Source organism: Sphingomonas daechungensis (genome assembly GCF_039543105.1).
GTDB classification, from domain to species: Bacteria; Pseudomonadota; Alphaproteobacteria; order Sphingomonadales; family Sphingomonadaceae; genus Sphingomicrobium; species Sphingomicrobium daechungense.
Genome location: NZ_BAABJC010000001.1, coordinates 642901 through 656190, shown reverse-complemented (window position 1 = coordinate 656190; position 13290 = coordinate 642901). Strand labels below are relative to the sequence as shown.

The following is a 13290-nucleotide window of genomic DNA, read 5'->3' as shown; positions in this document are numbered from 1 at the left end:
AGGAGGACCACCAATGGCCAGTGCCCAGTCTCAGGATGCCATCGCGCTCCTGAAAGAAGATCATCGTAAGGTCGAAGACCTGTTCGAACAGTTCGAGAAAGCGCGCGGGGACGGCCGCAAGCAGAAGCTTGCGCTCGAAATCTGCAAGGAACTCACCATCCACACGATGCTGGAGGAGGAAATCTTCTATCCGGCAGTGGAAGGGAAGGTCGACGACGACCTGGTGAAGGAGAGCTTCGTCGAACATGACGCCGCGAAAGTCCTGATCGCCGAGATCGAGGCCGGCGAACCGTCGGACGAATTCTACGACGCCAAGGTCAAGGTGCTGAAGGAAGAAATCGAGCACCACGTCGAGGAAGAAGAGAAGCCCAAGGAAGGCTTGTTCGCCCAAACGCGGGCAGCCGACGTCGACGTCAAGGAACTTGGCGAGCGGATGGCTATGCGGAAGGAAGAGCTTCAGCAGGAAATCAGAAACTCGGGACTGCCGGCGCCTGAGACCACCACGCTCGAAGAAGTGCAAATCTAAGCGGAAGAACGACGACTCCTCCGGAACGCGCCGGCTGTTGCGGTAGCGCGACCGCTTTCCGGAGGAGGATTAGGTGCAGCGGCCGGGACGTGCTAACGCATGTTTATCGGCGCCTCGTATCCCTCAGGCACGGCGCCCTGACAGCATGACAAAGCTGACGCTTGTAAGCTGGAGTTGGCCATGACCTTCGATCAGTTGGCCTATCATCGTCATCGTGAGCAGCAATGCCGCGAACTGGCGGAAAATGCGACGGATCCCGATATCCGCCGCCGTCACGAAGAACTCGCCGACCTGCACGCGGGCCGGACCGCGCAAGAGTTCGACGAGCGCCCTTGATTTTGCGGCTCGAGGGAGCCTCTAATCTTCCATGAGCGACGTGCCGGAAATCCGCGGTTTCTTCGACGACCAAACGAACACGATTACCTACCTGATTTGGGACCCCCAGAGCCGGCAGGCGGTCGTGATCGACCCAGTGCTCGACTACGATCCAGTGGACGGCACGGTCGATACGCAGTCCGCGGAACGGGTGCTCGAAGCGGTCGCCGCCAACCGGCTGACTGTCACTCATGTGCTCGAGACGCATGCTCATGCCGATCACCTGTCTGCCGCGCCGCTGTTCAAGGCGAAGACCGGCGCGAGGATCGGGATCGGGGCGAAGATTCGGGACGTGCAAAAGGTGTTCCGGCCGATGTTCTCAGCCGACGACCTCAAGGTCGACGGAAGCGATTTCGACCTGCTGCTGAACGATGGCGACCGGATTGCTCTCGGAGAGCTGGAGATCGAGGTGATTGCGACGCCGGGCCATACGGCGGCGGACGTCAGTTATCGAGTCGGCGATGCCGTGTTCGTCGGCGACACCTTGTTCATGCCGGACTACGGCACGGCGCGAACGGATTTCCCGGGCGGCGATGCCCGCCAGCTTTATCGATCGATCCAGAAGCTGCTCGCCTTACCGCCGGACACTCGGCTTTACATGTGCCACGACTACAAGGCTCCGGGCCGCGACGAGTATCGCTGGGAGACGACGGTCGCGGACCAGCGTCGGAACGTGCATCTGACCGCGTGCGTCACCGAGGACGAGTTCGTGACGATGCGCGAGGAGCGTGACACCACCCTTTCGACCCCGAAGCTTCTGCTGCCGTCGATCCAGGTGAATATCCGTGCCGGACGCATGCCGCCGGCGGAAGAAAATGGCGTCTCCTATCTGCGGATCCCGGTGCGCGTGAAGACTGCGTGAGGGTGGCGGCTGGGCAAAAACGACGCCCATCCACTGACTTATGCACAGAAGAGTCCGACTCCTCTGAAATTCATGATATCCTCCGGCCTTGGGTAAGCGCGACTCGGGGCGTTCAAAGAGTCGGCCTGTCGTTGGTGGGGGAGTTTCGAAAGAACGAACCCGCTTGCGCGCGCAGGCTTCAGACGTTCCGCGCCTACCTTGCGTTGCGATCCTCAAAGATCGCGGCGCAGGCATCGGAAGGTGATGGGGCGGGAGCCTGACACCCCACCCTCCACCCGGACGGCTTTCGTTTCGTCACCTTCCGAATACTTGCCGGGGCCGCACAGCGGCCCCTTTTCATTTCTTGCGATCGGAGAAGTAACGCTGTCCGCGCGCCTTCATCGCGCCAGTGATCAGCCGTTCGGAGATTTCGTCGGCCGCCTCGGGGGTGAGCTGCACGTCGACGGCGTCGGGGCCGTTGACGACCACGACGCCGTCCTCCGCCTCCACCTCACTGGGCTCGTCGTAGACCTTGTCGTCCATGATCGGACCGTCAGGCGCCGATCAGGACCGGCGTCCCGACGCCGGTCACCTGGTACAGCTTGGCCGCAAACTTGGACGGCATGCGGATGCAACCGTGTGAAGCCGGCTCGCCCGGATTGTATCCGGCGTGCATGGCAATGCCGTAGTCGTCGATGCGCTGCATGAACGGCATCGGCGCGTTGTCGTACTTCTTCGACCGGTACATCGGGCGCTTCTCCAGCACCGTGAAGATACCGGTCGGCGTGATCTTCGGCGGCTTCGCAGTCGAGATCGACGCCGCCGCGACGATGGTCTCGCCGCGATACAGATAGGCCATCTGATCCGACAGGCTGATCACCACCCGCTCTTCGCCCGCGCTTTTCGGGACGTCGCGCCACAGATACTGTCCGGGCTTGATGTCCGCTTCGCCGAAGGCGTCGAACATGTCCTGGCGGGCGATCGACGCGGCGCTCGCCGCAGTCATTTGCGCTTCGACGGTTTCGACCGAAGCGACGGCCGGGACGGTGGGGACACTAAGAGCGCAGACGGCCACAGCCGCAAGCGCACGCGCTAGCTTCCTCATAACAATGCTCTTTTTCAATTATTGACTTTGGCCGGAACAATGCTTTTCGGCCGAGTCGGGTTCCTTGCTACGGCCGTTTTCCGCGATTGCGCCTCATTCGCGTTCGCTCGCTTCGATCGGTGCGGCGGCGAACAGGAAAGCCCCGTTGACGACGAAACTGATGGCCAGGACCCACGCGAATGTGGCGATGATCTCGCTGGTGGTTCCGAACAGGCCGTAGACAATGAGCGCGATTGGAATGCCCGCGAGAAGCATCACGGCGAGCAGGAAATCGGTGGCCGCGACGACCCTCAACCAGCCTCGCAGCGGCGGCATCGACCGGCTTGCGGCGAAGGCCAGCGCCGCCATGCGAATGACCAGCCATAGTATGACCATGTTGAGCACCGGGAAGAAATTGGCGTCCTCGTCAAACGCCAGCCTGAATCCGGCGAGCATTGTTGCAGCCGCGGCGATCGCTCCGCTTGGCCAGTGAACCCGGCGGGCCATTGCCGCCACCAATTCGATCGCTCCTGCGGCAACCAGCAGCCAACCGACCACCAGGCGTCCGGGCAAACCACGCTCCAGCGGTAGCAACGCCGCGCCCGCCGCGAGCAGGACGATCAGCACGCCGCAGGTCCGGATGATGTATTTTCGAGCCTGGTCGGACATGGTCAGCCCTCCGTCACGCAGTGCCGAAACTGCGACAGCTCAGTGGCGGTTCCGTCAGGCGGCCTGATCGTAGGACGCGCTCTTCTTGTCACTTGACCCAAGCCAGTGGCTGAGATCGCGATCGAGGAGGGCGGAGAGCTTCGCAACGTCATCGCGCAAGGCCTCGCGGATTTCCTGTGCGAAGGACGGACTGAGGCGCACAGGCGGAGGATCGGTGCGATTCCATTCCAGCAGGGCCCGGCGAGCCGACATGATTGCGCGCAGCGGTGCCGGCGGCCTTCGCTGCGGTTTGGCGGCGATCCGCTTGCGGAACTGCGGCCCGGCCAGAACGGTGCGGGCGATCGGCGGCCGCTTCAGCAGGCGCTGCAGCCATTTCACCTTCACGCCCCGGCGCGGGCGGGGGTTCCAGTTTTCCGGCATCGGCGCCGGAGGCAGGTCGAGGAAATCGAGAACGCCCGCATAGGCCTTTGCCGGATCGGCCCGCAGATCGTCGAAGACGACGACGTGGCAACGATCGCGGCCGACAACGTCGAAGAAGCGACCGACATGCTTCCCGAACCGGGCGACCTCGTCATACTGGAGCTGGCGCGCGTCGAGGCAGGTTCGCGGGATCTTCCGGCCTGAGCGGCGCTCGTCGATCAGCCGCCAGGCCTCTTCGAAGTCCTCCACCGTCTCGTCGCCCTGGTGGACAAGCCGTTGGTGGAACGACGGCAGCTGCTGGATCGGGTCACGCACGGCGATGATGAACTTGGCGTCGGGCCAAAGCCGCAGCAACGGCAGCAGGCGCTCGGGCGCGTACAGGTAGGAAACCGATCCCTCTGCCATCACCTGGGCATCCGGATCGACGTCATGAAAGTAACGCGCCAGATATTCGTCGGCGACAGTCTGTTTCAGCTCATCCTGGTCGAGATCGTCGAGATCGAACAGCGCGAAGTAATGCGGCTCCTTCACACTTGAGAAACTGACCTCGGGATGACTTTCGAGCAGACGGGCAAGCGTCGTCGTTCCGCACCGCGGCGCTCCGACGATGCAGGCGAAGCGCTGCGACGGCCAGTTGGGAACGGAAGGTGCGGTTGTCGCCATGTGCCTCTGCTAGAAGGGATTTGAGGCAAAAAGGGGTCCAGCTTTTGGCAATCGTGTCAATCGGGAGAAACCACACCCAGACGTTGCTTCCAGTCTTCAGTCAGCAGATCCTGAACGTCTGGATGCTTCTTCAGATAATCCGCGAAAAATGGGCAGGTCGGAACAACCTTGAGGCCGCGATCCCGGGCCGCGTCGAGCGCGAACCGGATCAACGCAGTGCCGATCCCTTGCCCCTCGTGATCCTTCGGAACCTCAGTATGTGTGAAGACGATCTTGCCGTGACCGAGCATGTATTGCGCGAAAGCCCGGCTGCCGTTGCCGAGGTCAATCTCGAACCGGTGAAGGTCGGCATTGTCGCGGATTCTCAAATGATTTGATTGCATTGCGCAGACTTAGCTGCGGTCCCGGACTCCCGCCAGGCTTGCGGCGGAGTTGCGATAACAATTGTTACTGTGCCATAATGAAACAGAAGTGCCGCTCGTGCTGAGTCGATCCGCGGACCGAGGAGGTGTCGATGTCTCGTTACCAGGTGACGTCCATCCGGCGCGACCGCGCGCATCCGGACTGCCTGATCGAATCCGTCGGCTTCGCCGGCCAGATCTACTCGATCGACGAAACGATGCGCTGGCTGGACGCGTCTCCCGATAACCAGCTTTGGGTTGTCGACGATGACGGCGAGAGCGTGTGGGTCAGTGCGCGGCAGCATCTTCGAACGGGCCGGTACTTCCTGACGACGGAGCGGGGCGGCCAGCCGCTGAGCGAGCTCGCCAGCCTGTCCGAATGCCCACAGGCCGGATCGTCCCGCAGTGCCTTCCGCTTTGCCCAAGCCGTGGAGCGGCCCGCGATCGAGGATCAGGACGAATTCTGGACGAGCCGGGCCAGGGTGCCATCCAGGTCGACCATGTAACCGATGGTCAGCCCGCTCGCTTCGACCTTGGGCGGCTGAAGCCGGGGCAGGCCGGTTCGAGCCTCCGGAATTCCCGCTTCCCTGCAAGTCTCGTAGAAGCTCGCGACGTCGTCGAGCCGCAGGCAACATCCGAACGAACTCTCGAGTGGATCGAGGTCGGGGTAGAGGAAGAACTCCAGCGCAAGCCCGCCGCGCTTGAGGATCATCCAGCCGCGGTCGCGCCACGTCTCCTCGAAACCGAGCCGGACATAGAATTGCGATGTGGCCTCGAAATCGCGAGATGGGAGGTTCGGCGTTGCGTGATCCATGATTGACCTTCCCGCGACCGTTGCAATGATCGGATAGCGCTTCATGCAGCCATGGCAAACGCCGCCCGGCTACAGCACGCCCACCAGCCAGAGGATGACAGCCCAGAGCGCGATCGAAATGCCCAGAATCGCTCTCAGTCGCGTTCCGAGGGCGAAGCGGTCGTCAGGCGGGTCATCGACCTCGCTTTCTTCTTCGACCGCTACTGCCGTGTCGGGCTTCACGATCGGGCTGCGGAGAAGTGCCGCGCTGACCGCCGCACGAGAAACGGGGTTCGCGAATTCGCATCCGAAGTATTCGCCGCTGTTCCAGACCACGAACGCGCTGGTTGCGCCGATTGCGGGTAGGTCGATCTCGAAATCGTCGAACGGTTCCAGCTTGGCCGCCGTCTGCAGAAGCACGCCAGTCGTCGAGATGTCGTGGATCACCACGGGCATTCCGCTCGATGGAAGCGACGCGCTCAGGCTCAGCTTCCGGCGTGGTGACGTCCGCCTCGACGTCGTCTTCAAAGTCTCCAGCCGGGCTTGAATTGTCATACGCCACCTCCGGCCTTCAAGTGACCGGATTGCAGTAAACAAGACCTTACAATCCGGGCCGATGCGAATGATATTCCGGTGGATAAATCTCGAAGCCTGGACCCTAAGTACATCACCGTATGTGAAACCCGGTCTGCTTGAGCGAAACGGTCCCGCAGAACTGCCGGGAACGTCAGATGCGCTGGTACAAGATGCCGGTAGAGGATCTTCCGGCCGAGGATTATCGCGAGCGGGCAGACCGCTTTCACCGCATGGCGGCGCGGCTCTCCAACCCGCAGATCGCGGCGAAGTTCGAGGCGATGGCAATCGACGCCGAAATCATTGCCGAACGAAAGGCGCGGGAAGCTTTCAGCCGAAGTTGACAGGCGGGTGCGGCGAGTATCCATTCCGGTGGTATGTTCGCCAATCCGCTGTCGCTTAGGGGCCGCTCCGCAAAGTCGAAGGTCGCGCTCAATTTCGCCGCGGCCGCTCTGCGCGCGGGCGATCGGGCCAAGGCGCAGATGCTGCTGCGCGACCGCTTGATCGAAGACCCGACTGACGCAGATGCTCTGACCGTCCTTGCGCAGATTGCCGCAGAGGATGCTCGCGTGGAGGATGCGACAGTTCTCCTGCGTCGCGCCGTGTCGGCCGACCCGTCGCCGGACAGGCGGTTGGCGTTGATCGAACACCTTCAGAAGCATGCCGGCGCCGCGCTCGCGCTAAAGGAGTTCGAAGAGCTTCCCGCCGACTTCCGCTCACGGATCGAAGTCAGCGGGATGGAGGCCCGGACGCTCGGCCTGCTCGGCATGCACGATGAGCAGATCGGGACTTACAAGCGCATGCTTCGCCAGCAGCCGAACCGAGCCGGGACTTGGATGAACCTCGCCAACGCGCTGAAGACAGCGGGGCGGACTGATGAAGCGGTGAAGGCCCTGAAGCGCGCAACCAAGATCGAGCCGACGATGGGCCAGGCGTATTGGACTCTCGCCAACTTCAAGTCCTATCGCTTTACCGCGCCTGACATTGCGCAGATGCACCAGGCGCTCGGCCGCAAGCTTACTCCCGACGAAGCGCTCCACATCCATTTCGCGCTCGGAAAAGCGTATGAAGACCAGCGCAACTTCGAATCTTCGTTCCGCCATTACCTTGCCGGGAACGTCATCCGCACCAGCCAGATCGATCCGGAGTCCGTGCCCATCGATGCACCGGTCGAGGATGCAATCGAGCACTGCACACCGGAGATCTTCGAACGGTTCCGCGGTGCCGGCTGTCCGGCGTCCGACCCGATTTTCGTATTCGGCCTACACCGGTCGGGATCGACGCTGATCGAACAGATCCTCGCCAGCCATCCACAGATCGAAGGGACGTCGGAGCTGCCGGTCCTGAATGCGCTAGCTTCGCGGCTGCGGCGGTCGACGGGGCAGACGGTGGGCGAGGCGATTGCCGCGCTCGACGCATCGGAGATCAAGGCGATCGGCGAGGAGTATGTGGAGCGGACACGGCCGTTCCGGCACACCGACAAGCCATTTTTCGTCGACAAGATGCCGGGCAACTGGATCAACGCAACCTTGATCCGACTTGCGCTTCCCAACGCGAAGATGATCGATGCGCGGCGCTTCCCGATGGCGTGCGGCTTTTCGAACTTCAAACAGAATTACGCGACCGGGGTGACCTTTTCCTACAGCCTGCGAGCGATCGGGGAGTTCTACTTCAATTACTGGCGCTTCATGCGGCATTTCGAGACGGTTCAGCCGGGAGCGATCCACCATGTCCTCAACGAACGGCTGATCGAGGAACCGGAGCCTGAAGTGCGGCGGATGCTGGATTACATCGGTGTCCCGTTCGATCCGGCCTGCATGGAGTTCCATTCCAACAGAAGGGCAGTGCGCACGCCGAGTGCAGAGCAGGTTCGGCGGCCCATCAACCGTGACGGCGTCGACGTCTGGCGGAACTACGAGCCCTGGTTAGGCGAGCTGAAGGATGCGCTCGGGCCAGCCCTCGAAAACTGGGACAGCTAGTCAAGAAAAAGGGCGGAGTGGTTTCCCACCCCGCCCGATTTCATTTCACGCCTGACTAAAGTCAGCCGCGTTCCGGCGCCGGTGGCGGCGGAGGAGGCGGAGGCGGCGGAGCCGGGCAGGCCTCGGTCGCCAGGATCACCGATCCGTCCGGGCACGTCTGCGTCGCCGGCGGCGGCGGAGGCGGCGGAGGTGGCGGGGGTGGAGGCGGCGGCGGCGGTGCCGGCGACGCGAAGTTGTAGATCAGGCTCGCCAGCACGCTATGCGACTGGAACCTTCCTGCATCAAAGGCCGCGGCGCCCGCAAGGATCCCATTATCGAAGGTGTAGGCATCCTTCACCCTCGGTCCCTGGAAGTATCTATACTTCAGACCGAGGTCGATGTTGGGCGATATCGCATAGCGTATGCCCGCGATGGCTTGCCAGGCGAGGCCGCTGTCCTTGATCGATCCGGACGCCGCGTCGACGACCGTCGCCGGACTGGTCGCTGTCGTGCTGACCGCCAGCTTATATTTGACGGAGGCGTATCCAATACCGCCGCCCGCATAGAAGCTGAGGCCGTTCTCGTCGCCGAAATCGAGCAAGGCGTTGACCATGCCGGACAGAACCGTCGTCCGGCCGTCGGCGTCGATATCGTACGGTCCGTAGGTATACGTGCTGCCCTCGCTGCTGTCCGCAACCAGGGTCGCATTGTCGTAGCTGCCGTGCTTGGCCTTTTTCCAGCCCACTTCGCCTTCGAGGCGGAACATGCCGAAATCGTAACCCGCGATGAGGTCGAGATCGATGCCGGTCTTATAGTTCGTCTTGTAGTCGGCGATGAAGTCGTAGGAAAAGCCTTCGGAGGACGAGAAGTTGCCCGCGAACACGGCCGACTTGTCCTTCGGGAAGAGGGCGCCGCCCTCAACTCCGAAATAACCGCTGCCATCGCGAGCCGCGGCCGGTGAGGCAATTGCCGCCGCAGCAGCGGCAGCCAGTAGATATTTTCGCAACGTGCCCTCCTTCTGGTCATGGACGCGCGTGCCTGCGGCCCACCATTTGTTGGATGAACGCGACTTGCGGGCAAACCCCCGTTTGCGGATGACCGAACTGAACGGACCCGATGCATCGGCATTAACATCGTTTAGGTTACAGTACAAAGAAAAGTACGGAATCCCGCGATTTATGGCGGCATGAGCATCGATTATGACGCGGTAGCTGTGGGGCCCGCGAGCCGCGCACATCAGGCACGGATTGTCCGCAAGGTTACATTTGCCGTGAAAAGGCCTATCTAGCCCTCGCTATCAGTCGCAATCGAACGGTCTTCAGGCGCTTTGCGGCTCCTTATTCCTTCTATTCGCCTCTCCTAGCGGGAGAGGACCGATCGGCGGTCCTCCAGGAAGGAATGACACTCATGCCAATCGGCACCGTAAAGTTTTTCAACGACCAAAAGGGCTACGGCTTCATCGCCCCGGAAGACGGCGGCACGGACGCTTTCGTCCACATCACGGCAGTCGAGCGCGCGGGCCTGCGCACGCTGCAGAAGGACCAGCGCGTCAGCTACGAGCTGGAGCAGGACCGTCGCGGCAAGACCAGCGCGGTCAACCTTCAGTCCGCCTAAGTACGCATTTCCCTCCCGTCCTCGGGAGGACCTTCGGCCCGTTCCGCCACGCGCGGAGCGGGCTGCGGGAGCCCAGGAGTTTTGATCATGACCGTTGTTTCCCAACCGCATTCCAAGGAGCGGCAGGTCTACCTGCTCCGCGCCGAGCAGGCTCGTTCCGAAGCGGATGCCGCCACGCTGGACAATGTCCGCGACCGCTGCCTGCGCGCCGAAGCTGCCTGGATGCAGATGGCGGCCAGGGCCGAACGGTCCGAGCACATGCGTGCGCTGGAAGCCGCGGCAAAGGCGGAACGTAACTTGCAAAGCGCGGACTGAACCGCCTCGCAGCGTCCATTAAGCACATAGCCTACATTGTGGCAGCTTCGCGGAAGGGATAGCTCGGCGAAGCGGTTCGACAGTGCTCGCGACCCGCCAGTTCTCGTCTTTCCTTCGTGGAGATTGCGATGAACCTGCGAACGCCTCCATCAAGATGGATATCGTTCCTCGCGCCATTTGCGTTGGCGTTTCCATCAATCGCCAGCGCGCAAGGCACGCCACCGCTCGAGACCGAGGTCCTGTTCCGGAACGTCAGGGTGTTCGACGGCGTCGGGCCGAGCCTGTCGGGACCGACCAACGTCCTGGTTCGCGGCAATCACATCGCTTCGATTGGCCCCCAGGTCCGATCGACATCCGGTGCCAAGGTCATCGAAGGTCGCGGCCGCACGCTGATGCCGGGCCTGATCGACGTTCACGTCCACCTGACCTTCGGGGCGCTGACCCAGCAGCAGATGGCCTCGCCCGATCTGACGCCCGAGAAAGTCGGCAAGGCCGCGGCCGCCAACGCGACCGGCACGCTGATGCGCGGCTTCACGTCGGTCAGGGACGTCGGCGGGCCGATTTTCGAGCTGAAGCAGGCGATCGACGCGGGCCGGGTCAGTGGTCCCCGGATCTGGCCATCGGGCCCGACCATTTCGCAGACCGCAGGGCATGGCGACTATCGCACCCCGGACGAGGGACCGCGCCGGTGGACAGGCAAGGCGTCGCGTGCCGAACTGATGGGCGCCGGCTACATCGCCGACGGGCGCGACGAGGTCCTTGCGGCAACCCGCGAGGCGCTGCGGTTCGGGGCGAGCCAGATCAAGGTCATGGCGGGCGGAGGGACGTCGTCCGACTACGACCCGGTGGACGTGACCCAATACACGCTGGACGAGATGAAGGCGGCCGTGGACGCCGCCGAGGACTGGGGCACGTACGTCACGGTTCACGCCTATACGTCGCGGGCGGTGCGGCGGGCGATCGAGGCGGGCGTCAAGTGCATTGAGCACGGACAGCTCCTCGACGAAGACACGCTCCGGCTGATGGCGGAGCGCGGCATCTGGTTGTCGAGCCAGAACCTGGTCGAAAGCACCGACGCGATGAGCCCGCAGCGGCGGGAGAAGCGCAAGCCCGTGATCGAGGGCCAGGCCCGGCTGTGGCCGATGGCCAAGCGGCTTGGCGTCAAGCTCGCCTGGGGCACGGACTTCCTGTTCGAGCCGGAGCTCAACGCGCAGCAGAACGCGTACATCCTGCGGTTGAAGCCGTGGTTCACGTCTGCGGAAATCCTGAAGATGGTGACGCACGACAATGCGGAGCTGCTGGCGCTGTCCGGCCTGCGCTCGCCCTATCAAGGCAAGCTCGGCGTGGTTCAGGAGGGCGCATTGGCCGACCTGCTGCTCGTCAACGGCAACCCGCTCGCCAACGTCGACCTGGTCGGGAACCCGGCCAACTTCTCCGTCATCATGAAGGACGGCAAGGTCTTCAAGGAAACGACCTGACGGCGCTTGTGCGTCCACGCCACGGGGCGCGACGGATATCCGCGCGCCGAGAGGGCGTCGGGGCCGTTCGAAAGCCAGCGAGCGTCAGCTTTGCCAGAGGGGAAGTTGACCAAATTGACCGTGCCGGGCGCGGGAGAAGCGGGCGCGAATGGTCCCAATGTTCGCACTGAGGGCAGTGCATTCGCGGTTTCGGCCAGCGCCCCGATGAAGGCGATCTGCCTTTCCGCCGTCCAGCCTTAATGGCGCGGGCATCGTCCGGAAGTGAAATTGACTGGTTCGTGAAAAACGGGCCCATGAACCATATTGGATCATAGAACTAAGGCTGTAGGACAGCCTTTTCCGATCTAGGAGAGAAATTGACCGGCCGTTTGCCAAAGCATGTAGGTGGCGACGGCGAAGATTAGGATTGCAAAGACGAGGGTTAGCGCGTCCCGCTTTGCGGAAAGATGGCGAGCTGCGCGCGTTCCGACGATGCCGCCTCCCAGCCCCCCGGCGATAAAGGCCACGGCGAGTGGCCAGTCGACCAGCCCGGAAATGGCGTAGTTTCCGGCCGTCGTCAGGCCGAAGGAAGTTACACCGACCAACGACGAGCCGACCGCGTTGAGCATTGGCATGCCCGTTGCCGCGATCAAGCCAGGCACGATCAGGAAGCCGCCCCCTATTCCAAAGAATCCAGAGAAGAGCCCCGCTCCGAGCCCGTAAGCAACGAGTTTCGGAGCGTTTTCGCGTCCCAGCCGGACTCCGGCGTCGCCGGCATGACCTCGACGTTTGAGCATGAGGATGCCGACCGCGATCATGACCAGCGCGAACAGGAAGAGCAGCTTTTGGCCGTCGAAGTTCTTTCCGAGCGTTGACCCGGCCGCTGCGCCGGCAATTCCGGCGAGGGCGAAAACTGCAGCGCACCTCCATTTAACGTGGCCATGCCGGGCATGGCTCGCAAGTCCGGTGGCTGCATTGGCGGCGACGGCGAAAGCACTGGTGCCGATGGCCACGTGCGGATTGGAGACGCCGACTAGGTAAACCATGAGTGGAACGGCGAGGATCGAGCCGCCTCCGCCAACCAAGCCAAGCACGAAGCCGACGAGACCGCCTGAAAACGCGCCGAGAATGTACTGGGAGGTCTCCAGCATCAGGCGTCAGTCGGCGAATGCATCGGGCTCATTCGGCGCAGACCCGCAACGACGCGGTGCAGGAACATCCCGATGATCATTGCTGCAACGAACAGCCACGCCTGCCACATTCCGAAGGCGAGTCCGGCGATGGCCGGGCCGGGGCAGAACCCGACCATTCCCCAGCCAATCCCGAACAAGACCGCTCCACCGATCAGCTGACTGTCAAGCTGACGGTTTTCCGGGATGAAGAAGCTGCGTCCGAAAATCGGTGCCCTCAATCGCCGTGAAACGACGTACCCGATGGCTGACGCAAGCACGGCCCCGATCATCACGAAGGCAAGGGTTGGATCCCAAGACCCGGCGAGGTCCAGAAACCCTAACACGCGAGACGGATTGATCATGTCCGATACCGCGAGGCCGGCACCAAACAGAATGCCGGACGCCAGGGCTGGAAGGACTGTGCGCAAG

At 62.7% G+C, this 13290-nt stretch carries 20 protein-coding genes; 10 read left to right on the top strand and 10 right to left on the bottom strand.

Translation table 11 applies throughout. The annotated features are described in order from the left end of the window. The first annotated feature begins 13 nt into the window (after nucleotides 1-13). The 3 genes from ABD928_RS03375 to ABD928_RS03365 all read left to right on the top strand — a co-directional run bounded on the left by ABD928_RS03375 (nucleotide 14) and on the right by ABD928_RS03365 (nucleotide 1763). Nucleotides 14-526 carry a hemerythrin domain-containing protein gene (locus tag ABD928_RS03375; protein ID WP_187714424.1) on the top strand — a complete coding sequence of 171 codons (513 nt, stop codon included), beginning with the start codon at nucleotides 14-16 and terminating at the stop codon, nucleotides 524-526. Nucleotides 527-706: 180 nt separating this feature from the next. Then, nucleotides 707-862, top strand: coding sequence for a hypothetical protein (locus ABD928_RS03370; RefSeq protein ID WP_187714423.1), 156 nt, complete (start codon nucleotides 707-709; stop codon nucleotides 860-862). A gap of 31 nt (nucleotides 863-893) precedes the next feature. Next, nucleotides 894-1763 (top strand): MBL fold metallo-hydrolase, encoded by an 870-nt coding sequence (locus ABD928_RS03365; RefSeq protein WP_345166084.1) that lies wholly within the window; start codon nucleotides 894-896, stop codon nucleotides 1761-1763. A 336-nt stretch (nucleotides 1764-2099) separates the two neighbouring features. Here the strand turns inward: ABD928_RS03365 and ABD928_RS03360 are convergent, their stop codons facing one another. From ABD928_RS03360 to ABD928_RS03340, 5 genes are all read right to left on the bottom strand, one after another. After that, complete coding sequence (locus ABD928_RS03360) at nucleotides 2100-2285, bottom strand: hypothetical protein (RefSeq protein ID WP_345166080.1); 186 nt, start codon at nucleotides 2283-2285, stop codon at nucleotides 2100-2102. Between the two features lie 10 nt (nucleotides 2286-2295). Then, the gene (locus ABD928_RS03355; RefSeq protein WP_187714422.1) at nucleotides 2296-2847 is read right to left on the bottom strand and encodes a L,D-transpeptidase family protein; all 552 of its coding nucleotides are present in this window, start codon (nucleotides 2845-2847) and stop codon (nucleotides 2296-2298) included. Nucleotides 2848-2940: 93 nt separating this feature from the next. After that, on the bottom strand, nucleotides 2941-3495 hold the full coding sequence (locus ABD928_RS03350) for a hypothetical protein (protein ID WP_345166077.1): 555 nt from the start codon (nucleotides 3493-3495) through the stop codon (nucleotides 2941-2943). A gap of 54 nt (nucleotides 3496-3549) precedes the next feature. Next, the gene (locus ABD928_RS03345; RefSeq protein WP_345166074.1) at nucleotides 3550-4578 is read right to left on the bottom strand and encodes a sulfotransferase family protein; all 1029 of its coding nucleotides are present in this window, start codon (nucleotides 4576-4578) and stop codon (nucleotides 3550-3552) included. A gap of 56 nt (nucleotides 4579-4634) precedes the next feature. Beyond that, nucleotides 4635-4961 (bottom strand): GNAT family N-acetyltransferase, encoded by a 327-nt coding sequence (locus ABD928_RS03340; RefSeq protein WP_345166072.1) that lies wholly within the window; start codon nucleotides 4959-4961, stop codon nucleotides 4635-4637. Nucleotides 4962-5092: 131 nt separating this feature from the next. Between ABD928_RS03340 and ABD928_RS03335 the strand changes: the two genes are divergently transcribed. Next, complete coding sequence (locus ABD928_RS03335; protein WP_187714418.1) at nucleotides 5093-5485, top strand: hypothetical protein; 393 nt, start codon at nucleotides 5093-5095, stop codon at nucleotides 5483-5485. Here the strand turns inward: ABD928_RS03335 and ABD928_RS03330 are convergent. Both ABD928_RS03330 and ABD928_RS03325 read right to left on the bottom strand, forming a co-directional pair. Then, nucleotides 5431-5796, bottom strand: a complete 366-nt coding sequence (locus tag ABD928_RS03330; protein WP_187715920.1) for a bleomycin resistance protein — start codon at nucleotides 5794-5796, stop codon at nucleotides 5431-5433. The two genes, ABD928_RS03335 and ABD928_RS03330, sit on opposite strands and share 55 nt — an antisense overlap. Nucleotides 5797-5862: 66 nt before the next feature. Beyond that, on the bottom strand, nucleotides 5863-6327 hold the full coding sequence (locus ABD928_RS03325) for a PilZ domain-containing protein (RefSeq protein WP_187714417.1): 465 nt from the start codon (nucleotides 6325-6327) through the stop codon (nucleotides 5863-5865). A gap of 176 nt (nucleotides 6328-6503) precedes the next feature. On the opposite strand from ABD928_RS03325, the gene ABD928_RS03320 reads away from it, so the two are divergent. Both ABD928_RS03320 and ABD928_RS03315 read left to right on the top strand, forming a co-directional pair. Continuing rightward, complete coding sequence (locus ABD928_RS03320) at nucleotides 6504-6689, top strand: hypothetical protein (RefSeq protein ID WP_345166066.1); 186 nt, start codon at nucleotides 6504-6506, stop codon at nucleotides 6687-6689. A gap of 33 nt (nucleotides 6690-6722) precedes the next feature. After that, nucleotides 6723-8324, top strand: coding sequence for a sulfotransferase family protein (locus tag ABD928_RS03315; RefSeq protein ID WP_187714415.1), 1602 nt, complete (start codon nucleotides 6723-6725; stop codon nucleotides 8322-8324). Between the two features lie 61 nt (nucleotides 8325-8385). On the opposite strand, the gene ABD928_RS03310 is transcribed toward ABD928_RS03315, so the two are convergent. Continuing rightward, nucleotides 8386-9309 carry an outer membrane protein gene (locus ABD928_RS03310; RefSeq protein ID WP_187714414.1) on the bottom strand — a complete coding sequence of 308 codons (924 nt, stop codon included), beginning with the start codon at nucleotides 9307-9309 and terminating at the stop codon, nucleotides 8386-8388. A gap of 401 nt (nucleotides 9310-9710) precedes the next feature. Between ABD928_RS03310 and ABD928_RS03305 the strand changes: the two genes are divergently transcribed. The 4 genes from ABD928_RS03305 (at nucleotide 9711) to ABD928_RS03290 (ending at nucleotide 11950) form a co-directional block, all read left to right on the top strand. Further along, nucleotides 9711-9917 (top strand): cold-shock protein, encoded by a 207-nt coding sequence (locus ABD928_RS03305; protein WP_187714413.1) that lies wholly within the window; start codon nucleotides 9711-9713, stop codon nucleotides 9915-9917. Nucleotides 9918-10004: 87 nt separating this feature from the next. Then, entirely contained in the window at nucleotides 10005-10232 is a 228-nt protein-coding gene (locus ABD928_RS03300; RefSeq protein ID WP_187714412.1) for a hypothetical protein, read from the top strand. Between the two features lie 182 nt (nucleotides 10233-10414). Further along, a complete protein-coding gene (locus ABD928_RS03295) occupies nucleotides 10415-11710 on the top strand; it encodes a metal-dependent hydrolase family protein (RefSeq protein ID WP_345166059.1) in 1296 nt (431 codons plus the stop codon). A gap of 105 nt (nucleotides 11711-11815) precedes the next feature. Continuing rightward, nucleotides 11816-11950, top strand: coding sequence for a hypothetical protein (locus tag ABD928_RS03290; protein ID WP_345166057.1), 135 nt, complete (start codon nucleotides 11816-11818; stop codon nucleotides 11948-11950). Between the two features lie 104 nt (nucleotides 11951-12054). On the opposite strand, the gene ABD928_RS03285 is transcribed toward ABD928_RS03290, so the two are convergent. Both ABD928_RS03285 and ABD928_RS03280 read right to left on the bottom strand, forming a co-directional pair. Beyond that, a complete protein-coding gene (locus tag ABD928_RS03285; protein WP_345166054.1) occupies nucleotides 12055-12840 on the bottom strand; it encodes a sulfite exporter TauE/SafE family protein in 786 nt (261 codons plus the stop codon). After that, nucleotides 12840-13289, bottom strand: a complete 450-nt coding sequence (locus tag ABD928_RS03280) for a DUF6691 family protein (RefSeq protein WP_345166051.1) — start codon at nucleotides 13287-13289, stop codon at nucleotides 12840-12842. The genes ABD928_RS03285 and ABD928_RS03280 overlap by 1 nt, the downstream gene beginning before the upstream one ends. Nucleotide 13290: the final 1 nt, after the last annotated feature.